Source organism: uncultured Microbacterium sp. (assembly GCF_947632095.1).
Classification (GTDB): Bacteria; Actinomycetota; Actinomycetes; order Actinomycetales; family Microbacteriaceae; genus Microbacterium.
Window position 1 is genome coordinate 1 of sequence record NZ_CANROA010000009.1, and the last position, 24,421, is coordinate 24,421.

A 24,421-nucleotide genomic window follows, 5' to 3' on the forward strand; every position below is an offset into this window, starting at 1 on the left:
GCCGTCGCCGTCGAGAGCGAACTTCTTGCGGCGGGCGGCGTACCAGAGCCAGGAGAGGTACATCGACAGGGTGCGCGAGGCCTGTCCGGGCCCGGCCACCGGAATCGAGACGTGGAACTTCCCGCCGCCGGAGTAGCTGACGCTCGCCTGCTCCCCCGCGGCGATCATGGGCAGCCCCGAGGCGACCTCGACGAGGAGTGCCATGACCTCGTGGGGCGGGTCGTCCGTCGAGAAGGAGACATCGGCCTTCGCCGAGTAGGGGCCGTCCGGTTCGGTCATGTTCGTGAACGATGCCCCCGACAGGCTCGAGTTCGGGACGATCTGGATGCCGGAACCGGTGTCGATGTGCACGGCGCGCCAATTCACCTCGACGACGCGTCCCCGGGTGCCCCCGACATCGAGCCAGTCGCCGATCTTGAACGGCTGCTCGAACAGCAGCAGAAGCCCCGAGATGATACCGCCCACAGCGTTCTGGAGGGCGAGGCCGATGACGATCAATCCGACGCCGAGCGCCGTGATGAGACCGCCCACATCGGCATCCCACACCCAGGAGAACAGCAGCGCCAGGCCCAGGCAGACGAGCACGAGGCGGGCGATCTCCACGAAGATCGACGGGATGCGCTCCCGCCAGGAACCCGCCTTCGCATTCGCGAAGAGCGCGACGTTGAAGGCGGAGAGCACGAGCAGGATCACGAGGAACCCGAAGACCGTCGCGACCACGCGCACCCACACCTGTTCGGCCGGTGAGCGGAAGGCGAAGATCAGCAGGGCGAGGATCGCGCCGACGGGGACCACCCAGTTGCGCAGCATCCGCAGAGGCTTCTCGACGGGGTTGCCCCGTTCGAGTGGTGAATCCGATCGCCTCGGTCAGCGCGACGAGCAGCACCGGCACGCCCACCGCGAGCGCGATCACCCACCACGCCCATCCGTCCTGGAATGCCTCGGTCATGTCAGGCGACCTTCCAGACCGTTTCGCGGCCCGTTCCCGCCTCGACCGTTCCGGCCTCGACGTAGGAGATGAGATCGCCCGTGCGGTCGCGAACCGCCTGGCTGACGTAGATGCCGGGGTCACCCGTGACCGATCGCACCCGGTAGGCGAAGTTCACAGCATCCCCCCACAGGTCGTAGGCCAGGCTCGTGCGCGCCACCAGACCACTGGAGACGCTGCCCGTGTCGACGCCGGCGCGAACCGCGATCGATGTGCCGTTCTGCGCGTTGAAGCGACCCACGACATCGACGAGCGCCTGCGCGAAATCGACCGTGCGGCGCACGTTGTCGACCCGGGGGGGGACGACGAGTCCGGAGGAGGCGAGATAGCCGCCGTGCAGCGTGCGCACCTTCTCGACACCGCACTTCTCCGCCGCCTCATCGAAGCCGCGCATCAGAGTGTTGAGCTGGCCGATCTCCTCCTCGGCCGTGAGCTTCGCGGCATAGTCGCCGAAGCCGACCAACTCGGCGAACACCACCGAGACGTCCTCGTGCAGTTCGGTGATGACCTCGTCGCCCTGCTTGTACTTCGCGGCCACCGACTGCGGCATCAGCGTGTGCAGAAGCTTCTCGTTCTCGCGCTGCTGCTCCTCGATGAGGTCCTGCTTGATGCGCAGGCTCGAGGCCATGTCGTTGAACGCCTTACCCAGATCGCCGAACTCGTCGCGCGCCCCCTGCGGCACCTGCACGTCGAGGTCGCCCTCCGCCACCCGGCGGACGGCCTGCACGAGACGGTGCACGGGGCGTGTGAATACCTGCGCGAGCACCAGCGACAGCAGCGCGACGCCGAGCATGATCGCCAACAGCGACAACAGCACGGTCCGCGTGAATGCGGCGACCGGCCCGAACGCCTCCGAGGTGTCGATGCTCGCGACGATGACCCAGTCGAGCCCCTCGATCTCGAGCGGGCTGTACGCCATCACGCTCTCTTGGCCGAGATAGTCGACGCCCGTCACGGTTCCGCTGCGGCCCGCCATGGCTTCCGTGACGGCGGGCGTATCGATCGGCTGCAGCAGCACGGCCCCGCCGATCTCGGCGATGCGCTCGGCGATGCGCGGGCTGGTTCCCCCGGCGATCGCCGCGGCCGCGTACTCCTCGGGGTTCTCGATGAGCGTGCGCGAGTTGCTCCGCAGCATCCCATCGCGTCCAACCAGATAGACCTCACCGGTGTCGCCGAGTCCCTGCTGCGTCCAGCTCTCCGAACCGGTCATGACGTCGTTGATCGCGCCGAGCGAGACCTGAAAGGCCATGACGCCCGTGATCTCCGTGTCATTGCCGACCGCCGTGACGGTCCACAGGGTCGGGTTGCCGAGCGACGGGATCCAATAGTCGTAATCGACATAGGTGAACGTCGAGACGCTGTTGCTGGCCACCACTTGTCGGTAGGCCTCGGCGAACGGGGTGTCGCGGTAGGCGTCCGTGTTGAGGTTGGTTCCGAGGTCGACGCCCTTGTACGCCGAGAACACGACATCGCCCTCGAGGTTCATCAGCAGGACGTCCTCGTAGCCGTCCTCTTCGACGAGACGCGCGAAGTAGTCGCCGTACTGGTCGGCCGCAGCCGAATAGGCCGTTCCGTCGCCCGCGTCGTTCGCCCGGAGCTGCGGGTCATAATCCGCGTCGAAATCCTGCACGCGGGTCGTGCACTGCAGCTGCAGGTACTGACCCGCATCGGATTCCGGGATGAAGGCGGAGTCGCTGTACTCGGTCTGCATCGACTCCTCCAGCGCCGGCACGAACGTGTCGGCGTAGTAGGCCTGCAGCTCGGCGCGCTGATCGTCAGTCAACGGCGTCTCGTCGAGCTCGTCGAATGCGGCGTTGAGTTCGCGCGACAGGGTCTGCGCGCTGAGGTTGCGGGAGTCCAGCGCCGCCGACAGCCGGAAGCCGTTGAACGCCGTGTCGACCTCCGCGGCCCGCATGGAGCGGATCGTCGTGAGCTGGTCGACGGCGGCCTCATGCAGCGAGTCGCGGCCGTTGATGAAGCCGATCGCCCCGACGACGATGGAGGAGACGAGGCTCACACCCAGCAGCATGATGAGCAGCTTGGACTGGATACTCAATCCGACGTGCGAAAGACGCGCCCTCCTGCGTGTCGACGACGAACCGTCCTCCGTGGCGATCTTCTCCGACACCCTCTGCTCCCGACTCACCGCTGATCCGTAATCTCCAGACCGCTGCGCCCCCACGCACAGGGCAACCATCGCCCGCACCCGAAACCCTAGTGGTACGCGGTCATCAGCGTCGAGAGTGAAACGTCACATCCTGCGCGGCTGGGTGCGAAGAGCAGCAGCGAGCAGCAGCCCGACCGCGGGGATCATGGTGAGGCTCAGGCCCGGCTGCAGTACCGCCGCGATCGCGATCGCTACGGCGGCGGCGAGCCCCGCTATCCATGACATCCGTTCGCGAAGACGGAGACTCCACGCCCCAACCGCGATCCCGAGGATGCCGACGAGCGCCGCCGGACCCACCGCAACCGCCCAATACCCGGCTCCCGTCGGCACGGATGCGAGCCCGGTCACCGTCGTCCCCCACATCATCGAAGCCGCTGCGAGAAGCACCAGGAACAGGCGTGCGTCCCGGCCGTCGCGGACAGCGAAGGCGACGATCACGCCAGCCACGACGACGAGAAGCCAACCCGCACCGAGCGCTGCAGCGATGCCGATGTACCCGATGCCGTCACTGCAGATCCACTCACCCGCCCCCTCTGAGCCGGGTGGCAACATGCTGCAGTTGATGTGCAGATCGTCCCTGACCAGCCCGATCGCGAAGGCGCCGAAGACGATCGCGACGAACCCACTGACGAGCACGCACAATCCCGCACTGACACGGCGACCGGACCTCGGTGCCGTGGATCGGGACCTATCAGTGTGAGGCATCGGGTCTTCCTTGCGGATGTGTCCTTCGGAGGATGCTGCTGCGCGACAGCCTACGCGGATGAGGGTGGGGTTCTTGTGCATCGACGATGAGACCCGTGGCCCGCTACCCTGACCGCGGAGGAACGATGAATGGATGCTGCGCACCCGCCGATCAGCATCGGTGGAGCCGACCTGGCTCGCCGTGCTTTTCCTGTGCTCGACGACGTACATGGTCGTGACGGGTGTGGTCTACAACCTGCTTCTGCGCAGCATCCCGATCGCCGGGCTCTCCGACGCCTGGACCAACGAGACCCTGCACGTGATCATCCCTGCGGTGATGCTGCTGGATGCCGTGTTCGCGCCGCGACGACGCGCGCTCGGATGGGGCGCACTGGGTATCGCCGTGGTCTTCCCGATCCTCTGGGCTGGCTACACGCTGATCCGCGCGAACCTCATCACCGGACCGGCCACCGGCAACCCGTGGTGGTATCCGTACCCATTCCTCGACCCGCACCTGCAGGGCGGGTACCTCGGTGTCGCGGCGTACATCGTCGGCATCGCCGCGGCGATCATCGGCGTCGCGGCCGGGGTGATCGCGATCGGGCGGGTGCGCGGCACGCTTCCGACCGCACGCCCAGTATCGTCACGCGCCTGACTTCTTGATGATGCTCAATGAAGAAGCGTCCGTCCCATCGTCAAGGCCCCCAGCTGAGCAGGAAGCGGTGCGCTTCGGGTAATAGCGAGAAGTCTTCGTTGAGCCTGCCTGTGTCGTCCACGTACCACGCGCCGGTCTGGACTGCGTTGATCCAGAGCTCGACCCGTTCGGTGACAGTGATGGCAGGCACAGTGAAGATGCCCTCGCCCCACACGGTTCGCAGCGTCGGTGAATCAGGCGCATCGGGATCCGTCGAGTCAATGAAGAAGGGATCCTGACCTAACCAGCACAGAGAGAGGAAACGCTTCTCATCGAAAGCGATCTGTTCGGCTTCCGCCGCTGAATCGGCGATGCCCTTCCCCGTCGTTATCGCGCTTCGGATACCAGGGAAAATTCCGAAGGGCACAATGGTCGATGCTTGCGTGCACGGCTGGCCGCTCGGCACGGACGTGCCGCCGTGCCAGGACCACACTGCGCGCGCGTCCTGCGAGAGCCGAAACCCCGCTTCCGCCTCGATCTCGTGAAGCTGATGCGGGGTGAGCCCGTCAGCGAAATCATGACGGAATCCGATGCGGTCAAGCTCCGCCTCATACCGGCACAGCGCATCGGTCACACTCTCGAAGGTCACGAGATCACAGATTACAAGCGTCCCGCCACACGAACTCGACCCGGTGCAGGCGGGGACACGGCGAGCGGTTACCCTGTTCTGCGGGGACCGACTCGTCATGTCCCCGCGCCGGCGACTGAGGAGACGAAGATGAACCAGCCCTACACCGCCCCGAACGGGAGCCCGGCTGTTCCTCCTCCCCCGCCGGCCGCGCCGTCGCCCGCCGAACAGCTGTTCTCGACGCCCCCGGCGCCCGCAGCGCAGCAGGCCCGCCCCGCCGCGAGCGCGAAGCCGACAGCATCCGCCGACGCGAAGCCGGCACCGACGGATGCCGAGATGCGCCAGGCGGCCGAGACCATCCGGGTCATCTCCGACGCGTACTCCGTGAAAATGGTCGGCCAGGAGCGCCTGCGCACGAGCCTGCTCGTCGCGCTCATCGCCGGCGGCCACATCCTCCTCGAATCGGTGCCCGGGCTCGCGAAGACGACCGCCGCATCCACCCTCGCCGACACCGTCCAGGCGAGCTTCAAGCGCATCCAGTGCACCCCAGACCTGCTGCCCAGCGACATCACCGGCAACCAGATCTACGACGCGCACACGGGATCGTTCCGCACCGTGCTCGGCCCGGTGCACGCGAACTTCGTGCTGCTGGATGAGATCAACCGCTCGAGCGCCAAGACCCAGTCGGCGATGCTCGAGGCGATGCAGGAGCACCAGACGACGATCGGCGGCGAGGTTCACCACCTGCCCCAGCCGTTCCTCGTCATCGCGACGCAGAACCCCATCGAGCAGGAGGGCACCTACGAGCTGCCCGAGGCCCAGATGGACCGCTTCCTGCTGAAGGAGATCGTCGAGTACCCGAGCCCCGCCGACGAGTTCGAGATCCTCGGACGCATCGACTCCGGCGTCCTCGACCCCGACCGGCACGTCGCCGGCGCCGTATCGCTCGAGGACATCCGTTCGCTGCAGGATGTTGCCTCCCGCATCTACGTGGATGCCGCGATCCGCAACTACATCGTCTCCATCGCCTACGTGACCCGGAACCCCGGGCCTTACATCGGCGAGGAGCGCGCCCGCCTCATCAAGTACGGCGCGAGCCCCCGCGCGAGCATCGCGTTCCTGCAGGCGTCCCGCGCGCTCGCCCTGCTCAACGGCCGCAACCACGTGCTGCCCGAAGACATCCGCACCCTGCGCCACGTCGTGCTGCGCCACCGGGTGCTGCTCACCTTCGAGGCGGACGCCGAAGGAATCCACAGCGAGCAGATCATCGACGAGATCTTCGGCGCGGTGCCGACCCCGTAATCCCCGATGCCGAGCCTGATCACCCAGGTGAAGAGCAAGCTCTTCATCCACTCCTCCCAGAAGTCGATGCACGCGCTCGACGGCGCCTACGCGTCGCTCCTGCACGGCCGCAGCCTCGACTTCGAGGACCTACGCGAGTACGAGTACGGCGATCAAGTGCGTGACATCGACTGGCGGGCCACCGCCCGCATGGGCTCGCCGCTGGTCAAGCGGCACCGCGCCAATCGCATGCACACCGTGCTCTTCGTCGTCGACACGGGCCGTTCGATGAGCGCGCTCGCGCCGGACGAGAAGCCCAAGAAAGACCTGGCGATTCTCGCCGCCGGCACCCTCGGCATCCTCGCCCTGCGTCATGGCGATGACTTCAGCGTGGTGCACGGCGACTCCGCAGGCGTCCACCGGCGCGCTCCGGGCCGCAGCGAGGGAGCGCTCGAGCACGCCCTGCGCTCGATCGATCGCGCGGTCGCCGAGGCGCAGGCTCCCAACGATCGCGACGCCCTGCTGTCGTACGTCGCCCGCACGATCGCCCGGCGCATGATCGTCGTCGTCGTCACGGATGAGGCACCGATCACGGATGAGACCGAGCGACTGCTGCGCCGTCTGCGCGTGCAGCACGACATGCTGTGGCTGACGGTGCAGGATGCCGGCCCCGTGCTGGCCCGGTCGGGTGCCGGTGCGCGCGCCGATGTCGACACGCGCTGGGCCGTGCCGGACTTCGTGCACGGCGAGCGCGAGGTGCTCGCCGAGCTGGATGCCCGGTCCCGCGCCGACGCACAGCGCCGCGATGCGCTGCTCGACCGCCTCGAGATCAGCCGCACCGAGCTCGACGCGCAGGACGGTGCCGTGAGCCGCCTGCTCCACCTGCTGAACAGGAGGGCGAATGTCCGCTCCTGATGAGCTGTACCCGCCGACGCAGTACGGCTGGGGGTGGTTGCTGCTGGCGCTGGGGATCATCGCGCTGCTGATCCTCGGGGCGTTCCTGCTGATCCTGTTGACCCGTCCGCGTACGAGCATCTCCGTTCCGGGGCAGCAGGCTCCAGCCGCCCCGCCGGTGCACGAAGTGCTGAATATGCTCCGAATGGAATATTCCGCGCAGATCGATCGCATCGAGGCCGAATACCGCGCCGGGGCGATCACTGCGCGCCAGGCGAACATCGAGCTCAGCCGCACCGTGCGAACGTTCGTCAACGAGTACAGCGGACTCGAAGCGCCCGTGCTCTCCCTCGACGATCTGCGACGCATCGAGGTGCAGCCTGCACTGATCGACGCGCTGCAGCGGCACTACTACCCGAGCATCTTCCGGCGGGGTGCAGCAGTCGACCCGCTCGCCGGCGCGGCAGCAGCTCGAACGGTGGTGGCGTCATGGCACTAGCGAACAGCTGGATGATTCTGGTCGCCGCCGGGGTCGTCATCGCGGCCATCGGACTCGGCCTGCTGATCGGGCTCCGCCGCCCCGCGCACCGGGTCGATGCGGCGAGCGCACCCATCGCCCGCGCCGAGCGCGTGCGTGCGCTCCCGTCGTTCCAGAGCGCCGTGCGCCGCCGCACGGTCGCCCTCTCCGGGGTCATCGTCCTCGGCGTGATCGCCACGTTGATCGGCGGTGTCATCGCGGCTCGCCCGCTTTCGTCCCAGACGATCCAACCCGTCAACACGAGCCGCGACATCATGCTCTGCCTCGACGTCTCCGGTTCCATGAGCGATGTCGACGTCGAAGTGCTCACGGTGTTCGAGGAGCTGCTCGACGGCTTCGAAGGCGAACGCATCGGTCTGACGATCTTCAACTCCTCCCCCGTGCAGGTCTTCCCCCTGACCGACGACTACGACTTCATCCGCACGCACCTGGAGAGCATCCGGTCGAGCTTCGACTACATGGATGAGATCCCCGAGCACTGGGTCGGTACGCTCAACGGCCCCGGAGCATCCCTGATCGGCGACGGCCTCGCCTCGTGCGCCATGCGCTTCGACCACCTCGACGACGAGCGCAGCCGGTCGATCATCCTCGCCACCGACAACGAGGTGGCCGGGGCATCCATCGTCACCCTGCAGGAGGCGGCCGACTACGCCTCCTCCGTCGGCGTGCGGGTCTTCGCGCTCAACCCGGTGCAGGACATCGATGCCGGTCCCGGCGACGAACTCGTCGCCGCCGCCCGCTCCACCGGCGGGGAGTCGTACGGCCTGCGCGAGACGACGACGGTCGCCGACATCATCGCCGACGTCGAGGAGCAGGATGCCACCGAGCTGCGCGGCCAGGCGCAGGTCGTCTGGGCCGACACCCCGAATGCCTGGATCGCCGTGCTGCTGGTGCTCGGACTCGCCTTCATCGTGCTGATGTGGAGGGTGCGCCTGTGATCTTCCAGCCCGTCCTCAACGTTTTCCTGCTGATCCTGCTGTTCACCCCGGTGCTCGCTCTCACCGTATGGCTGTTGGTCCGGGCGATCCGCACACCGGCCCCGGGCGCAGCCGGTCCGCTGATGTGGGCTCTGCGCATCGTCATGCTGCTCGCCGCCTTCGGCATGCTCCTGCGCCCCGGCATCCCCGGCGGAACCTCTCAGACCCTCGCGACCGACACCGACATCATCATCGTCCTCGATACGACCGCGAGCATCGCCGCGGAGGACTGGAACGGATCCGAGCAGCGTCTGGAGGGCGTGCGAGCCGATGTGCAATCAATCGTCGAGGAGTACCCCGGCGCGAGGTTCTCGCTCATCACCTTCGACGCCTCCGCCCAGCAGCGTCTGCCGTTGACGACCGATACGACCGCGCTGATCTCCGCCGTGGAGATCGTGCGGCCCGAGGTCACCGTGCAGTCGAAGGGCAGCTCCATCAGCATCGCGAGCACGATGCTGCAGGACGTCCTCTCCGCAGCCGCCGAATCCGCCCCCGACCGCTCACGCATGGTGTTCTACCTGGGCGACGGCGAGCAGACGATCAGCGATGAACCCGACTCGTTCTCCGGCAGCGCCGCCTACGTCGACGGCGGTGCCGTGTTCGGTTACGGCACGAGCGACGGCGGCCCCATGCGCATCACGACCGGGTCCTTCGATGCCGCGGACGGCGGCGTCGAATACATCGAATACCAGGGCCAGCAGGCACTGTCGGTCGTGGACGACGCGAACCTGCAGGCCATCGGCGCCGACCTCGGCATCCCCTATCTGCTGCGCAGCGCCGACACGGCGATCGAACTCCCCGAAGCCCCCACGACGACGACCGACTACGCCGCATCCGGAGAGGTCGGCAACATCATCGAGCTGTACTGGATCTTCGCGCTCGTCATCATCGCGGCACTCGGTATCGAGATCGCCCGGGCGACGGTTCTCCTCGCACGTATGCGCGGCGAGGCCATCCACGGAGGTGCCCGATGACGTTGGATGCCGCGACAGCCCTCCTCGCCTCGAATCGCCGCCGGCGCAGCATCCGCCGCTGGGTCGCCATCGCGACCCTCCCCCTGACGCTCGCCGCCCTGCTCTTCGTCGGCAAACTGCTGAGCATGTACGCCTTCGCCCATCAGGCCGTCTCGACGTACGTCGTCGACGACTACGCCGGGTCGACCACGGCGGCGCAGGGCCAGGAGTTCCTCAACTGGTTCCAGCCTTTCATCGCCCCGTACAACGTCGGCACGGCCCTCGCCGGCGCGGAAGACCTCGATACGGCGCGCACAAAACTGGAAGAAGCACTCCCCCTGGCCGCGGGCCTCGAAGTCTGCGCCGTGCACGTCAACCTCGCGATCGTCATCGAACGCCAGGGAGACGCCGCACTCGGCGACGGAGACGGCCCCGGAGCCGCCCAGCTCTACGGCGAAGCGCTCCTCGTGACCGCGCAGACGCCGAAGGAGTGCGAATCCGACGAGGCCGACGGGCAGTCCCCCGACCCCGACCGCAGCATGAGCGACACCCTCGAACAGCTCCAGGAGCGCCTGCAGGAGAAGCAGCAGCAGAGCGAACAGCAGCAGGAGCAGCCCGATGACCAGGGCGGGGGCGAGCAGGAGCAACCGCAGCAGCCCCAACAGGACAAGCTCGACGAACTGCAACAGAAGCTCGAGCAGGGCGCCGAAGAGCGCCAGCAGCAGAACGGCGGCGACGAGGGTCCCGGCGGTGGAACGGACAAGCCATGGTAGAGCCCGACAAGCAGCGCTCCCGATACCTCGGCGGCACCGAGGGCGCACCTCCCGTCCCTCCCGCCGGCGGCTATCACGGCGCTCGGCGCACCGCCGCGCTCGTCGACCCGCGGGGCTTCCCGCTCCTCACGGCGGCACCGGCTGCCGAAGCATCCGCAGATCGCGCACCGGCGGAGAAGCGCGCGGCCGGTCCCCTCGGCTGGATCGCCCTCATCGCGGCGATCCTGTTCGTACTCGTGCTCCTGTCGATCCTCCTCAGCGGCGGCACTGACCTGCTCTACGGGATCACCCTGCTCGTGCTGCAGCTCGTCATCGTCGGAGTCGTGATCGCCGCCTGCCTCAGCCGACGCGGGCGGATGCTCGGAGGCATCGCCCTCACGATCACCCTGCTGCTGAACATCGCCACCGTCGGCGGCATGAGCGCGCTGCAGACCTCTGCATCCGGCAACTATCAGGGCCAGAAGACCGAGGAGCAGAAATTCGCCGAGGCGTATCCCGGGATCCCCGGGGTCTCCGAGAGCACGGTACTCGCGCAGATGTCGCTCGAAGACGTACGTGCCGAGAGCGACGCCGCCCTCGCCGACGTGCGCCAGCGGCTCAGTGAGAGGTACGGCTACACCTGGACGCAGTCGGGCGACGAGTCGCTGCGCAACGAACGCAACGGGCACGGCGGCGAATCCATGCTCGTCAGCTACACCTCGCAGAGCTGGATCACGAACGAACCGATCCAGGACTACACCCGCAAGATCGAGGTCATGAACGTCATCGAGGACGTCCTCGTCGAGCGCGGCATGTACAGCCTCTACTCGTTCAACGACCCCGCATCCAGCCTCGACGACACCATCCTCCAGCGCTTCTACGGAACCGCCGACCCCGAAACGCAGCACACCTGGGAGTGGTACACCGACAACTACCCCGACCCGATGCGGTTCTACGCGATCCTCTACGACCTCTCCAACGACCCGGCCGGCGAACTCGCCGCCGAACGTGAGGCCGAGACCGCGCAGAGCGGGGTGCCGATGGAAGGCCTGGAGATCTTCTTCCTCGCCCCCGAACTGCTCAGCGAGGACGACGCCGAGGAGTTCTCCGAACTGATGCAGGACTACGACGGGTTCTGATGCGGGGTGCGCAGCGCATGCGCGCTGCGCACCCCGCATCACGAAGAACTGCCCGGCCCCTGGACAGGGGCGCGGGCAGTTTTCCTCGTGCGTCAGAACTACACGCTCTGGACGTCCGTCTCGTTCCGCTTGCGGCGTGCGAGGAGCACGACCGTCAGACCGATCAGCGCCAGTGCACCGGCGAGTCCCACGGCCCCCACGGAGGAGTCCAGACCCGTCGCAGGAAGCGGCGGCACCGGAACCAGCGGATGCTCCGTGCAGAGCGGGGAGTCCTCCGCGCAGACCGGGGTCTCGCCGGTCACCGCGATGACGTTCCCCAATAGGTGGTTGCCCTGCTGGTCGTAGTCCTTCGCGACGACAGCGTACGTGACCGTCGCGCTGGCGCCGGAGGCGAGTTCACCCGTCACCCGGATCGTGTCGTCGACGGTCTCCGCTCGCAGCGGATCCGTTGCTGTCGGACCGTCGAGCAGCGTCGCGTCGTCGAGCACATCGGCCATGTGGTCGGTGTAGTCGATCTCGACTGCGGGAGCGCCCTCTTCACGCGCGCCGTTGGTGAATGTCAGCGTGTAAGTCACCCGCTCACCCGGGATGATCTCCGTCCCCGAAACAGGGTCGCTGCTCTTGACGACAGAGATCATCGAGACGTAGTTGATCGTGCATCGAGGACGCTCGACGCTCGCGTCAACGCATTCTTCCGGGGTCGGCTGGTCCGCATCCAGAAGGAAGTTCCCCAGACGGTCATCGCCACGCGCACCATCGGGCTTCACCGTCACACTGTATGTGACCGTGACGTAGTCGCTGGCGGGCAGGACTCCTTCGATGCTCATCCGACCGTCGACGATGGGCGATACGCTCAGCGCTGCGCTCGAGACCGTCGCCGCAGCGGTGATCTCGGCGTCGTCCAGGACTCCGCTGAGGTCATCCGCCATATCGACTCCGACAGGAGCGCGACCGACGTTCTCGAAGTGCAGCGTGTAGGTCGCCTCCGCTCCTGGTGCCAGAGACGTGCCGCTGGCGGGGTCGACCGTCTTCCACGCCATGAGTTCGCCGACGGGGTGCTCCGTGCAGGCGACGCCGGGGTCCGCGCAATCAGGGTCCTCCGTTCCCGTCGCAGCCACCAGGTTGCGGAGCATGTTGTCGCCCCGCTCCCCGTCGGGGTTGACCGTCACCACGTATGTCACCGTCACTGTCGCCCCAGGGGCGAGCATTCCCGTCACGCGAACGGTTCCGTTCGTGCCGGTGCTGGCGACGAGCGTCGGCGAATCACTCTCGGCCGTTGCCGTCAAAGCCGCGTCGTCCAGGACACCGCTCAGATCATCGGAGAAGTCGACCTCCCCCGACGCTTCTCCCTCATTGGTGAAGGAAAGCGTGTACGTGATCTCCTGGCCGGCCTCCACCGCAGTGCCGGATGCCGGGTCAGCGCTCTTGGAGACGGCGAGGAGAGGCAAGGGTGTGCTCGTGCACAGGACGCTGTCCTCCGCGCACTCCGTCGGCGGTTCCTCACCGGCCGGCACAAGGTAGTTGTTCGCCACATTGTTGCCGCGCATGTCCGCCGCATTGACCGTGACGCTGTAAGTCACCGTCACCGTTGCTCCGGCCTCGAGATCACCTTCGACCGAGAAGCGCTCGTCGACGACCTCGGAGACGCTGAGCGCGGGGGACGACGCTGCGGGAGCATCGGTCAGCGTGGCATCGTCGAGCACATCGGACAGGACGTCTTCGTGATCGACCACAGCGTTCGCTTCGCCCTGGTTGTCAAAGGTCAGCGTGTACGTCAACACGGTTCCCTCGCCGACCGGGTCGGTGCTCGCCGATACGGCCTTGCTCATCAGAATCCGACCGATGGGCGTGCTGGTGCAATCGGGCAGCTCCGCATCAGCAGGCTGACACGTCGGCACCTCCGGCACCACAGGAGGATTCTCCGGATCATTGACCATCAAGAAGTTCGCCGCGAGATCATCACCCCGCTCACCATCAGCGCGCACCACGACCTCATACGACACCGAAGCCGTCTCACCAGGATCCACAGAACCCGTCACCGAGATCCGTACACCCTCACGACTGACCGTCAGAACATCCGACGACGGCTCGACCACAACATCAGCATCATCGAGAACATGCGTCAGATCATCCACCGAATCAACCGTCGCAGCAGCCTCACCATCATTCGCGAAGAACAACGTATACGTCAGAACAGTCCCCGCAGCAACCGGGCTCTCCGACGCACTCACACTCTTCCACTGCGTCAGCAAAGGCACCGGGTTCTGGGTGCACGTCACTCCGACGTCTCCACACTGCGGATCCTCCGCGTTCGATGGAGCCAGGATGTTTCCGAGCACGTTGTCGCCGCGCTGGCCATCGGGGAGAACCGTCACGGTGTACGTGACCTCCTCCGTTTCACCGGCATCCAGCTGGCCCTCGATCAGAAGAAGATCGTCTGAGGTCAGCTCAGCGTCGAGAGACGGTCCGAAAGTCGGACCCGCTGCCAAGGACGCGTCATCGACCACACCAGCCAGATCGTCGACGTAGCTCACACGGCCTGCCGCATTCCCGGTGTTGCTGAATGTCAGGGTGTACGTCACGTTCTGCCCCGGAGCGACAGCCTCACCGGATTCGGGATTCACCGATTTGACGGCATCAATCACAGGCATCGGCGTGCTCGTGCACTCGGTACTGTCATCCGCGCACTGCTCGGGCGGTGTCGCCCCCGGCGGAACGAGGAAGTTGTTGGCGATGTGATTCCCTCGGTCCGCGGCCGCACGAACGGTCACCTCATAGGTCACGGTCGCCGTCGCACCTGCAGCGAGCTCGCCACCCAGCGAGAATCGACCGTCAACGACTGCGCTGACGGTGACCGAGTCCGTGTCCGATTCCGGCTCGGACATCAGGTCGGCGTCGTCCAAGACGTCTGTGAGGACGTCCTCCCTCGACACGGATCCGGTGGCCTTGCCCGTGTTCGTCACCGTAACGGTGTAGCGAAGCACGACAGACTCCCCCTGCGACTCATGTCGCTCGTCTTCCGGCACAAACCATAGCGGATTTCCGCTGGGATCGCACTGCCTATTTTTTGCTGGTCAGCGCCAGTTCCGGAAACGGTCAATCATGCATGTTCCCGGCCTCGATATGAAGTGCAGCTCACTTCTTCACGCATAAACAGCGAGGCGGGGTGCGCAGCGCACGAACGCCGCACACCCCGCCTCATGATCAGTTCGTCGCTGCGCGACGACGTCGGACGAACAGGAACCCGGCCAGCAGGAGCAGGATGCCGGCGATGACGCCCCCGGTCACCTCGACGCCCGTGACCGCCAGGGATCCGTCGCCATCGGCGTTGCCGCCCGTGTTGCCTCCCGTAGCGCCGTCTCCCGGCTCCGCACCCGGCGTCTCTCCGGGCTCTGCGCCCGGCTCGCCGTCAGTTGCGAGAACCGTGATGTCGGCCGCGGCCGAGGCCGACGACGCCGCCCCCGAGACGACCAGCCGATACGCCCCCGCCGCGGTGTCGGCCGCGACCGGAACGGATGCTGCGAAAGCACCGTCCGCATCGGCCGCCACCGTCACCTCGACTGCAGAGGCGTGTGCCGACCGGGCCGCGCCGGGCGCGGCATCCACCGGCTCGAGCGCGAACGAGATGCCCTCACCGGGCGCGAAGCCGGCTCCGGAGACCTCGATCTCCCCGCCCGCGCGCACCTCGGCGGAACCGATCTCGAGCGTTGTCTCATAGACGGGGAGCTCGGCGGCCGGGCCGGCCACGGCGAGCTCGCCGATCGTCGCCCACGGGTTGCCACCGATCTCGCTGAGAGCGACGAGCTTCACATAACGCGCCGACTGCGGGGCGAACGATGCGAGCTGCGCGTCACCGGAGTTCGCGAACGTCCCGGTCGCGACCGCGTCGCCCCATTCGCCGTCGATCGTCGACGCGGTGGCCGAGGCGTAGACCTCGTAGTCGGCGATGCGTCCGTTGACACCGCCCGATCCGGAGTACGAACGGCCGGTGTACCAAAGGCCGCAGATCGACTGCTCCTCGCCGAGGTCGACGACGATCGCGTGCGGATAGGGCGCATCGGAGGGCGACCACTGCGTGTGCCAGTAGGTGGCCGGGTCGCCGTCGATCGCCGCGGCGGCCGGACCGTTCGGCGCCGGCTCCCCGGTGGTCTGCTCGCTGGATACGTCGCTGATCGCGGCGGGACGGATGCTGTCGGCGCTGCACACCGCGGACGTGGAGACCGCGGCCGAGGCGATGACGGCGCCCGAAGCATCCACCATCTCGAAGGCCACGGAATCGGTCCCGCCGGATGCCGCGATGTTGTGCACGGTGAAGGCGACCTCGGTCGCCGCACCGGATTCGAGCGCATCGACCGCGACGGACGACGGCAGCACGGTGAAGCCCGCGGCCGTTCCGGCCACGCGCACCGAGGCGCCCTCGACCGTCTCGGCGCGCATGTTGGTGATCGTGAACGACACATCGGTCGACGTGCCTGGCTCGAGCGAGATCGTCGCCGGCTTGGGCGTCATCGACACCTCTCCCACGGCCTCCCACACGGTGCGTCCCCAGTCGGCCGGGGTCTGCACGACGCGACCATCGGCGACATCGGTGAATCCGGCGCCGGCGACGGGAACATCGACGAGTCCGTCCGAGATCGAGACGAACTGCTGACTGGCGGCGTTGCGCAGGGTGAATCCGCCATCGGCCTCGCGCACCTCCCAGCGCTGGATCGTCGTGTCGGAGCAGGCCGCGACCCGCAGGTCGGCCCCGATCCCGACCGGGACGTTCAAACGCATCGTGCCGTCACGGGCGATGTCGACGCATCGACCGTCGGGGGCGGTGATCGTGTAGTAGCCGTCGGCGGTCTGCGCGAAGGTCAGGGCGGTTCCGGCATCCGAGATCTCGAGCCGTCCCCCGTCCGTCACCGAGAGCGCACCGGCATCGCTGCTCAGCGTGAACGCGCCCTCGGGCAGCGGGTGACGCTCGCCGTCATCCCACAGGGGTGCGTGGCCGATCGTGTCCATCGCCGCGCGGAAGCCGTCGAAGGTGTCCCACGGGCGCGACGCCGACCAGGTCGACTGCGCGACGAACCGCAGCGGCTCGAACATCCGCTCCTCGGTGGTGTTCTCCGCCTCGCCGGGGGTGCCGCCGTCGGGCCAGATGCTCATGCGCGCGCCGAGGATCGCCTCGGTGCCGCTGGTGACCTTCTGCCCGTAGAACTGCTCGGGAGTCCAGCCCTGGTCATAGAGCGCACGGCTGTTGATCCCGTAGCCGTCGCGCACCATGTACAGCGAGTTCGAGATGTTGTTGACCGTGTGGCCCCAGTCGATGAACTGCTGCGGACGGATCGACGACCCCGCCTGGTTCCAGTGCTCGACGATGATGTCGGTGTCGAAGCGCACAAAGGCGTTGTCGGCCATGACGCCGTCGTTCCAGATGCGCAGCGTCTTGCCCTGCGCCTTCACATAGTCGTTGACCTTGTTCACGTACCAGGCGACGACGTCGTTCTCCGTCGCACCCTCACCGAACTGCTCCTGGGCGAACTGCTTGATCTGCGGGTAGTTGGCATATCCGCTGCCGAGCATGTACTCGTCGACGCCCATGTGCCAGTACTCGCTGTCGAACGCCTCGAAGTACTCGTCGATCAGGTCGGTGTAGAAGTCGAACGAGGCATCCTTCGTGATGTCCATGCGGACCTCGTCCTTGGCGCCCGTGTTCTCGTTCGTCAGCTGCAGCTCCGGCAGGTTCTCCAGCCAGATCTCCATGTGGCCGGGCGAGTTGATCTCGGGAATCACGTCGATCCCGTGGGCCTTCGCCTTCTCGACGAGCCCCCGGATGTCGTCCTTCGTGTAGTACGACCAGGTGTTCGTCTCGGGGTAGCCGTCGACCTTCAGCTTCAGCTCGACCAGCATCGTGTTGAGCTTCAGGAAGCCCATCTCCTCGATGAGTCGATCGATGAAGTCGGTCGAGATGTTGATGACGCAGGCGCAGACCGTGACGCCCCGCTCCTCGTAAGCGGGCACATCGATGACCGACCCCTGCGGGAGCTCGCTCTGCTGGGTGAGCATCTGCACGACGGTGCGGGTGCCGTAGAAGATTCCGGCGGGGTCGGCGGCGGTGATGACGATGCTGTCGTCGATCTCGAGCTCGTAGCCCTCGTCGCCGAGGTCGTCACGGTCCGCATCGATGGTGAAACGAATGTCGCCGTCGCCTCCCTCCGCGATGCTCGCATCGGTGTACTGGGTGGCGAGTTCATCGCGCAGGATGCCGGCGATGGCATCCATGCGCTCGGACTCGGATGCTGCGCCGCCATCGCCGGGCGCGATCGTGATGTCGGATGCCGCGGAGAAGGTGCCGCCGGAGGACTCCCACCCGTCGATCGAGGGGATGACATCGGGCAGGTCGACCGCGGCGGCGGCGGGACCAGCCACGGCGAGGGTGCCGAGTGCGAGAGCGGCGGAGGCGACGCCGGCGACCAGGAGCCGGGGAAGACGTCGGCGGGGTGGGGAGTTCAGGTGGGTCACGGAATTCCTTCTGCTGGGGACGGTCATCGTCCGCTCGCGCCTCAGCGCGCGAGTCATGGCAGCGCTAACATATGGTCTTCTCGCAGAGAATGTCAATGGTTGACCCGGGCGCTACGCCTGTTGTGCCGCGAAAACACACCGTGAATGTGAGCGCATGCAGAAGCACGCGGTCCGAGTATGACGACACGCCGCGCGCCGATAGAATGGGAAGCATGTCCAAGGTCCTGCAGTCTCTTCCCGTCGGCGAACGCGTCGGCATCGCCTTCTCCGGTGGTCTCGACACCTCCGTCGCCGTCGCGTGGATGCGCGACAAGGGAGCAGTCCCCTGCACCTACACCGGCGACCTCGGCCAGCCCGATGAGGACGACATCGAAGCGATCCCGGGCCGCGCGCTCGAGTACGGCGCCGAGATCTCCCGCCTGATCGACTGCAAGACCGCACTCGTCGAAGAGGGCCTCGTCGCCCTGCAGTGCGGCGCCTTCCACATCCGCTCCGGCGGCAAGACCTACTTCAACACCACGCCTCTGGGCCGTGCCGTCACCGGCACTATGCTCGTGCGCGCCATGAAGGAGGACGGCGTCGACATCTGGGGCGACGGCTCCACCTACAAGGGCAACGACATCGAGCGGTTCTACCGCTACGGCCTGCTCGCCAACCCGCGCCTGCGCGTGTACAAGCCCTGGCTCGACGCCGACTTCGTCACCGAGCTCGGCGGCCGCCAGGAGATGAGCGAATGGCTCGTCGAGCACGGCTTCCCGTACCGCGACTCCGCCGAGAAGGCCTACTCCACCGACGCCAACATCTGGGGCGCCACGCACGAGGCGAAGACCCTCGAGCACCTGAACGTCTCGCTCGAGACCGTCGACCCGATCATGGGCGTGAAGTTCTGGGACCCCTCGGTCGAGATCGAGACCGAGGACGTCACCATCACGTTCGAAGGCGGACGCCCCGTCGCCCTCAACGGCGTCGAGTACACCGACCCGGTGGCCCTCGTCTTCGAGGCCAACGCGATCGGCGGCCGCCACGGCCTCGGCATGAGCGACCAGATCGAGAACCGCATCATCGAGGCGAAGTCGCGCGGCATCTACGAAGCGCCCGGCATGGCGCTGCTGTTCATCGCCTACGAGCGCCTCGTCAACGGCATCCTCAACGAGGACACCCTCGCGACCTACCACGAGCAGGGCCGCCGCCTCGGCCGCCTCATGTACGAGGGCCGTTGGCTCGAGCCGCAGTCGCTCATGCTCCGCGAGTCCATCCAGCGCTGGGTCGGCATGACGATCTCCGGCACCGTCACCGTGCGCCTGCGCCGCGGCGACGACTGGACGATCCTCGACACCACGAGCCCCAACCTGTCGTACGGCCCCGAGAAGCTCTCCATGGAGCGCGTCGGCGACGCCGCCTTCGGCCCCGTCGACCGCATCGGCCAGCTGACCATGCGCAACCTCGACATCGCCGACTCGCGCTCGCGCCTCGAGCAGTACGCGGGCCTCGGCCTCGTCGGCGGTGCCACCGGCGAGCTCGTCGGCCGCGTCACCGCGGGCGAGGCATCCGAGATCACCGACGGAAACCTGTCCGCCGAGGACGAGAAGCTCGCGGATGCCGTCGACACGGTCTCCGAGGGCGCAGCCTTCGACTCCGGCACCGACTGAACACCCTTCGCGCGCCCTGATCCCCCGAAGGATCGGGGCGCGCGCCCTCTTCGCCCGAAAGAGCTTTCAATGACGAATGATTCTGCCGCCATCGCCGTACCCCGCCGAGGAATCGGAGGGAAGATCGGACGCATCGTGTTCGGCGTCCTCGCCGCCCTCGTCGTCATCGTGGTCGCGGTGGCGTTCTTCGTCGTCTGGACCGTGCACCGGTCGTTCCCGCAGACCACGGGCGAGCTGGATGCTCCCGGGCTCAGCGCAGAGGTCGTCGTCCAGCGGGATGCTCTGGGCGTTCCCACGATCACCGCGGACAGCACCGACGACCTGTTCTACGCACAGGGCTTCGTGCACGCGCAGGACCGCTTCTTCGAGATGGACTTCCGCCGCCACGTGACCTCCGGTCGCGTCGCGGAGCTGTTCGGCGAATCGCAGGCCGCCACAGACATGTTCCTGCGCACGCTCGGCTGGCACGAAACCGCCGAGCAGGAGGTCGAAGCGCTCGACGAGACGACGCTCTCCTACTACGAGGCTTACGCCGCAGGCGTCAACGCGTACCTCGACTCGCGCGACGGCGCCGACCTGTCACTCGAATATGCGATCCTCGGCATACAGAACCCCGACTACCAGGTGGAGCCCTGGCAGCCGGCGGACTCCGTCGCGTGGTTGAAGGCCATGGCCTGGGACCTGCGCACCAACATCGAGGATGAGACCGAACGCGCTCTGCTCATCGCCGAGATCGGCGACGACACGGCCCCCGCCGACAGCCTGACGCTCCTGGAACAGCTCTATCCGGCATACCCCTTCGACTCGAACCCCGTGATCGTCCCGAAGATCTCCACGGTGCCCGCCGTCGGCAGTGAAACGGATGCGGAACCGGCATCCTTCATCGACTCCACCGACGACGACGTGCAGACGGCGATCTCGACCATCGAGTGGGAGGAGGCAGACTCCGTCATCGCCGCCGCATCGATCCTTCTCGGGGACGCCGGCGAAGGCATCGGGTCCAACTCCTGGGTCGTCTCCGGCGCGCTCACCGAGACCGGTCTGCCCCTGCTCGCCAACGACCCCCACCTCGGCGCCGCGCTGCCCAGCGTCTGGTACCAGATGCAGCTGCGCTGCTCCACGGTGAACGACGAGTGCCCCTTCGACGTCGGAGGCTTTACGTTCTCGGGGCTCCCCGGAATCGTCATCGGCCACAACGACACCGTCGCCTGGGGATTCACCAACCTCACGACCGACGTCGCCGACCTCTACATCGAGAAGGTCGACGGCGACTCCTACTGGCGCGACGGCGCCCTCGTCCCCCTCGACGTCCGAGAGGAGAAGATCGTCGTCGCCGGCGGTGACGACATCGACCTGACGATCCGCTCGACGGTGCACGGACCGATCATCTCCGGGCTCATCGCCGACTTCACCGGCGTCGCCGATGGTCTGGTCATGGCAGACGGATCAGCTCTGACGCACGGAGAGTCGGACGCCGCCGGGGCGCTCTCCGGCGAATACGCCGTCAGCCTGCGCTGGACGGCTCTGGATGCCGGCACCACCGCGAGTGCGATCTTCGCCCTCGACACGGCACGCGACTTCGACGATTTCCGCGCAGCGGCAGCACTCTTCGACGTGCCCGCACAGAACCTCATCTACGCCGACGTCGACGGCAACATCGGCTACCAGGCCCCCGGTCGGCTGCCGATCCGCGGAGCCGGTGACGGCTGGCTGCCCCAGCCCGGCTGGGACAGCAGCTATGACTGGACCGGCTTCATCGAATTCGAAGAGCTCCCCGTCGTGTACAACCCGCCGTCCGGATACATCGTCACCGCGAACAACGCGATCATCGACGACGCCGACTACGACTACTTCCTCTCCCGCGACTGGGACTACGGATACCGCGGCAGCCGCATCGTGAATCTCATCGAGCGAAAGGCCGCCGACGGCCCCCTCACCGCGCAGGACATGCGCGACATCCAGAACGACAACGAGATGTGGATCGGCAAGGCCCTCGCGCACGCGATGGGCGATATCGAGGTCTCCGGTGAAGGACCGCAGGCCGCAGTCGCGCTGCTGCGCTCCTGGGACGCCCAGAACAACATCGATTCGGCCGGCGCCGCCTATGCCAACGTGCTCTGGTCCCACCTCGTCCAGAACCTCTTCCAGAACCGGGACGAGCCGCTGCCCATCACCAGCCAGTCCCGCCTCTTCGTGATCGTCTCCGAACTCCTCGCGAACCCCGACGACCCGCTGTGGACCAACGAGGCGATCGGCGTCGACGGACAAGAGGCGATGCTCGCGCTCTCCGCGGAACAGGCCTACGACGAGCTCGTCGGTCTCCAAGGCAATGTCCCGTCGGCCTGGAACTGGGGCGGGCTGCACGCCATCACTCTGACCAACGACACCTTCGGCTCCTCCGGCATCGTCCCCATCGAGATGCTGTTCAACCGCGGCCCCTACCGGGTCGGCGGCGGAGCATCCGTCGTCAACGCCACCGGTTGGAACCTCGGCACCTCCTACGAGACGACGACCGTGCCCTCCATGCGCATGGTCATCGATCTCAGCGACTTCGACGCCTCCACGTGGAACCACCTGACCGGAGCATCCGGCCACCCCTTCCACCCGCACTACGTCGATCAGACCGAGGACTGGACCGCCGGCATCCAGACCCCCTGGGCTTTCTCGCCCGGGGCGGTCGACGAAGCGACCATCGACACGCTCCGTCTCGTCCCGAAGGGGTGAGCCGCAGGTTCGGTCGTTCCGGTCAGCGCTCGTCTGCGAAGTCGATCGGACCGATACTGGGCGGCTCTTCGTCTTCCGGTGTCTCGACGGTGTCGACCGACTCATCCTGACCCGTCAGACGAGCGACCGCCTCGGCGAACTGACGCTCAAGGGCCGAAAAAGCAGCGGCGGCATCGCCGGCCGCGAGGGCGTCGAGCAACTGCCGGTATGTCTCTGAGACCGAACGGCGCACCGTGTAGCCGTTCGGGTCGCTCAGGCTCGCGACCCGCGTCTCGATCACCAGGGTCGACATGTAGTGCGAGAGGCGCCGACTGCCGGCGGAATCCACGAGCAGACGATGGAAGTCGAGGTCGGCATCGCCGATGGCTCGGGCATCGGTGCTCTCGCTCAGCTCGACGAGCTCGCGATAGGCGTTCTCCAAGTGCTCCAGCACCGAGGGCGCCCCACCGCGGATGATGAGACGCGCCGCCTGGGCCTCGACCGCGAGACGGGCGTCGTAGACATCCGCTACATGCTCGGGTCCGATCACACTCACCCGCATCCCACGACCGGGGGATGCCGTCAGCAGCCCCTCCTGCACGAGACGCTGCGTCGACTCCCGCAGGGGACTACGACTGACCCCGAGCTGAGACGACATCTCCACTTCACCGATCGGACTCCCCACAGGCAGCGCACCGGTGTAGATCGCCTTGCGGAGCTCGGCCGTGATGAGGTCGACGGTCGAAGGGCGAGCGACCCGCACCATCGAGATCGGCGTAACCGCGCGAGGGGTGTGTGAAGCCATGTGCATCCCTTCCAACCGTCGCGCAAAACCGCGAACATCTCATTCTCGATCCTCGGACGCCCTGAAGCGAAGTCGACGCCGGGTTCCCCAGTCTGCCGCATGATCACGTTTTTGTATACGTGTCGACAATCTGCGCGTCTGACTGTACATACCTCGACAGATTCTCTAGTCTGGGGCACGGCCAACGGCGCTTCGATGACGCGCCGCGAGACCGCCGATACGGAACGCGAGGACATCATGACGAAGAGAAACATACGACTCGGGATCGCAACAGCAGCGATCGGGACCCTGACGCTCGGCCTCCTGGCCGGCTGCTCATCCGACGGCGGCGGCTCCGACGGCATGAATACGCTGGAGCGCGCCCAGCAGGAGGGCTCGATCACTCTCGCGATCGCCTCCGAACAGCCCTACTCCTGGGTCGAGGGCGGCGAAGCCACCGGCGCCACGATAGCGATGCACGAGCAGATCTTCCAGAACCTCGGAATCGACGACATCACAATCGAAGAGGTCGACTGGAACTCCCTCATCCCCGGGCTCAATGCCGGGCGCTGGGACGCCGTGAGCGCCGGAATGTCGATCCTGCCCGAGCGCTGCGCCGAAGCCGCGTTCAGCGACCCCGAGATCATGTACACGACAACTCTCGTCGTGGCATCCGGAAACCCGAAGAACCTCAGCGACCTCGATTCGGTCGCCGCAGCCGACGATGTCACCCTCGCCGTGCAGTCCGGCGCGATCGAAGAGGGCTACGCAACCGACCTCGGCATCGGAAACACGGTGCAGGTCGACAGCGCACAGGCCGGCATCGAGGTCGTCCAGTCCGGCCGGGCGGACGCCTTCGCACTGACCGCCGTCTCGTTGAACTGGATGACCGAAGGCATGGACAGCGTCGAGACGACCGAGGCATTCGTGCAGGAGATCGACGGCGTCGCACAGATCGGAGCCGGAGCCACCGTCTTCCGCCAGGATGACACCGAGCTCCTCGAGGCTTACAACGCCGAGCTCGCCAAGATCACCGGCGACGAGACCGCCTACCTCGACCTCGTCGAACCCTTCGGCTTCACCGCGGAGAACCTGCCCCCGGCAGATCTGACCACGGAGCAGCTCTGCGCGGGCGAGCTGGGCTGA

18 protein-coding genes are annotated in these 24,421 nt (G+C 66.8%); 11 read left to right on the top strand and 7 right to left on the bottom strand.

Going from position 1 to position 24,421, the window contains the following annotated elements; all coding sequences use genetic code 11:
- From Q0Z66_RS04290 to Q0Z66_RS04300, 3 genes are all read right to left on the bottom strand, one after another.
- On the bottom strand, positions 1 to 810 hold an 810-nt coding region (locus Q0Z66_RS04290; protein WP_298038179.1), incomplete at its 3' end, for a mechanosensitive ion channel domain-containing protein.
- A 140-nt stretch (positions 811 to 950) separates the two neighbouring features.
- Complete coding sequence (locus Q0Z66_RS04295) at positions 951 to 3,116, bottom strand: adenylate/guanylate cyclase domain-containing protein (protein WP_298038182.1); 2,166 nt, start codon at positions 3,114 to 3,116, stop codon at positions 951 to 953.
- Between the two features lie 123 nt (positions 3,117 to 3,239).
- Positions 3,240 to 3,791: a hypothetical protein gene (locus Q0Z66_RS04300; protein WP_298038184.1), complete on the bottom strand. Its 552-nt coding sequence runs from the start codon at positions 3,789 to 3,791 to the stop codon at positions 3,240 to 3,242.
- 202 nt (positions 3,792 to 3,993) lie between these two features.
- Here Q0Z66_RS04300 and Q0Z66_RS04305 point away from each other — a divergent pair, with 202 nt between their 5' ends.
- Entirely contained in the window at positions 3,994 to 4,494 is a 501-nt protein-coding gene (locus Q0Z66_RS04305) for a Pr6Pr family membrane protein (RefSeq protein ID WP_298038186.1), read from the top strand.
- Positions 4,495 to 4,534: 40 nt separating this feature from the next.
- Here Q0Z66_RS04305 and Q0Z66_RS04310 read toward each other — a convergent pair whose 3' ends face one another.
- Complete coding sequence (locus tag Q0Z66_RS04310) at positions 4,535 to 5,122, bottom strand: hypothetical protein (RefSeq protein ID WP_298038187.1); 588 nt, start codon at positions 5,120 to 5,122, stop codon at positions 4,535 to 4,537.
- A gap of 315 nt (positions 5,123 to 5,437) precedes the next feature.
- Between Q0Z66_RS04310 and Q0Z66_RS04315 the strand changes: the two genes are divergently transcribed.
- From Q0Z66_RS04315 to Q0Z66_RS04345, 7 genes are read left to right on the top strand one after another with little or no spacing between them, the layout of a single operon-like run.
- Entirely contained in the window at positions 5,438 to 6,403 is a 966-nt protein-coding gene (locus Q0Z66_RS04315) for a MoxR family ATPase (RefSeq protein ID WP_298038305.1), read from the top strand.
- Positions 6,404 to 6,409: 6 nt separating this feature from the next.
- Complete coding sequence (locus tag Q0Z66_RS04320; RefSeq protein WP_298038189.1) at positions 6,410 to 7,297, top strand: DUF58 domain-containing protein; 888 nt, start codon at positions 6,410 to 6,412, stop codon at positions 7,295 to 7,297.
- Positions 7,284 to 7,775: a hypothetical protein gene (locus Q0Z66_RS04325; protein WP_298038192.1), complete on the top strand. Its 492-nt coding sequence runs from the start codon at positions 7,284 to 7,286 to the stop codon at positions 7,773 to 7,775. The genes Q0Z66_RS04320 and Q0Z66_RS04325 overlap by 14 nt, the downstream gene beginning before the upstream one ends.
- Positions 7,766 to 8,752, top strand: a complete 987-nt coding sequence (locus Q0Z66_RS04330) for a VWA domain-containing protein (RefSeq protein ID WP_298038194.1) — start codon at positions 7,766 to 7,768, stop codon at positions 8,750 to 8,752. The genes Q0Z66_RS04325 and Q0Z66_RS04330 overlap by 10 nt, the downstream gene beginning before the upstream one ends.
- Entirely contained in the window at positions 8,749 to 9,765 is a 1,017-nt protein-coding gene (locus tag Q0Z66_RS04335; protein WP_298038195.1) for a VWA domain-containing protein, read from the top strand. The genes Q0Z66_RS04330 and Q0Z66_RS04335 overlap by 4 nt, the downstream gene beginning before the upstream one ends.
- Positions 9,762 to 10,517: a hypothetical protein gene (locus Q0Z66_RS04340; protein ID WP_298038197.1), complete on the top strand. Its 756-nt coding sequence runs from the start codon at positions 9,762 to 9,764 to the stop codon at positions 10,515 to 10,517. The genes Q0Z66_RS04335 and Q0Z66_RS04340 overlap by 4 nt, the downstream gene beginning before the upstream one ends.
- Entirely contained in the window at positions 10,511 to 11,635 is a 1,125-nt protein-coding gene (locus Q0Z66_RS04345; protein ID WP_298038199.1) for a hypothetical protein, read from the top strand. The genes Q0Z66_RS04340 and Q0Z66_RS04345 overlap by 7 nt, the downstream gene beginning before the upstream one ends.
- Positions 11,636 to 11,733: 98 nt before the next feature.
- Here the strand turns inward: Q0Z66_RS04345 and Q0Z66_RS04350 are convergent, their stop codons facing one another.
- Positions 11,734 to 14,619, bottom strand: coding sequence for an LPXTG cell wall anchor domain-containing protein (locus Q0Z66_RS04350; RefSeq protein WP_298038200.1), 2,886 nt, complete (start codon positions 14,617 to 14,619; stop codon positions 11,734 to 11,736).
- Between the two features lie 220 nt (positions 14,620 to 14,839).
- Positions 14,840 to 18,139, bottom strand: a complete 3,300-nt coding sequence (locus Q0Z66_RS04355) for a family 20 glycosylhydrolase (RefSeq protein WP_298038202.1) — start codon at positions 18,137 to 18,139, stop codon at positions 14,840 to 14,842.
- Between the two features lie 212 nt (positions 18,140 to 18,351).
- Here Q0Z66_RS04355 and argG point away from each other — a divergent pair, with 212 nt between their 5' ends.
- Together argG and Q0Z66_RS04365 are read left to right on the top strand one after the other, a co-directional pair.
- Positions 18,352 to 19,788: an argininosuccinate synthase gene (gene argG, locus Q0Z66_RS04360; RefSeq protein WP_298038204.1), complete on the top strand. Its 1,437-nt coding sequence runs from the start codon at positions 18,352 to 18,354 to the stop codon at positions 19,786 to 19,788.
- Between the two features lie 69 nt (positions 19,789 to 19,857).
- Entirely contained in the window at positions 19,858 to 22,512 is a 2,655-nt protein-coding gene (locus Q0Z66_RS04365) for a penicillin acylase family protein (RefSeq protein ID WP_298038207.1), read from the top strand.
- Between the two features lie 22 nt (positions 22,513 to 22,534).
- On the opposite strand, the gene Q0Z66_RS04370 is transcribed toward Q0Z66_RS04365, so the two are convergent.
- Positions 22,535 to 23,296: a GntR family transcriptional regulator gene (locus tag Q0Z66_RS04370; RefSeq protein WP_298038209.1), complete on the bottom strand. Its 762-nt coding sequence runs from the start codon at positions 23,294 to 23,296 to the stop codon at positions 22,535 to 22,537.
- Between the two features lie 237 nt (positions 23,297 to 23,533).
- On the opposite strand from Q0Z66_RS04370, the gene Q0Z66_RS04375 reads away from it, so the two are divergent.
- Complete coding sequence (locus tag Q0Z66_RS04375) at positions 23,534 to 24,421, top strand: transporter substrate-binding domain-containing protein (protein ID WP_298038210.1); 888 nt, start codon at positions 23,534 to 23,536, stop codon at positions 24,419 to 24,421.

Excerpts from the sequence above, each read along its gene's own strand:
- Q0Z66_RS04325 (WP_298038192.1), top strand. The coding sequence starts at position 7,284 with ATGTCCGCTCCTGATGAGCTGTACCCGCCGACGCAGTACGGCTGGGGG.
- Q0Z66_RS04365 (WP_298038207.1), top strand. The coding sequence starts at position 19,858 with ATGACGAATGATTCTGCCGCCATCGCCGTACCCCGCCGAGGAATCGGA.
- Q0Z66_RS04305 (WP_298038186.1), top strand. The coding sequence starts at position 3,994 with ATGCTGCGCACCCGCCGATCAGCATCGGTGGAGCCGACCTGGCTCGCC.
- Q0Z66_RS04340 (WP_298038197.1), top strand. The coding sequence starts at position 9,762 with ATGACGTTGGATGCCGCGACAGCCCTCCTCGCCTCGAATCGCCGCCGG.
- Q0Z66_RS04315 (WP_298038305.1), top strand. The coding sequence starts at position 5,438 with ATGCGCCAGGCGGCCGAGACCATCCGGGTCATCTCCGACGCGTACTCC.
- argG (WP_298038204.1), top strand. The coding sequence starts at position 18,352 with ATGTCCAAGGTCCTGCAGTCTCTTCCCGTCGGCGAACGCGTCGGCATC.
- Q0Z66_RS04375 (WP_298038210.1), top strand. The coding sequence starts at position 23,534 with ATGACGAAGAGAAACATACGACTCGGGATCGCAACAGCAGCGATCGGG.
- Q0Z66_RS04330 (WP_298038194.1), top strand. The coding sequence starts at position 7,766 with ATGGCACTAGCGAACAGCTGGATGATTCTGGTCGCCGCCGGGGTCGTC.
- Q0Z66_RS04370 (WP_298038209.1), bottom strand. The coding sequence starts at position 23,296 with ATGGCTTCACACACCCCTCGCGCGGTTACGCCGATCTCGATGGTGCGG.
- Q0Z66_RS04345 (WP_298038199.1), top strand. The coding sequence starts at position 10,511 with ATGGTAGAGCCCGACAAGCAGCGCTCCCGATACCTCGGCGGCACCGAG.
- Q0Z66_RS04320 (WP_298038189.1), top strand. The coding sequence starts at position 6,410 with ATGCCGAGCCTGATCACCCAGGTGAAGAGCAAGCTCTTCATCCACTCC.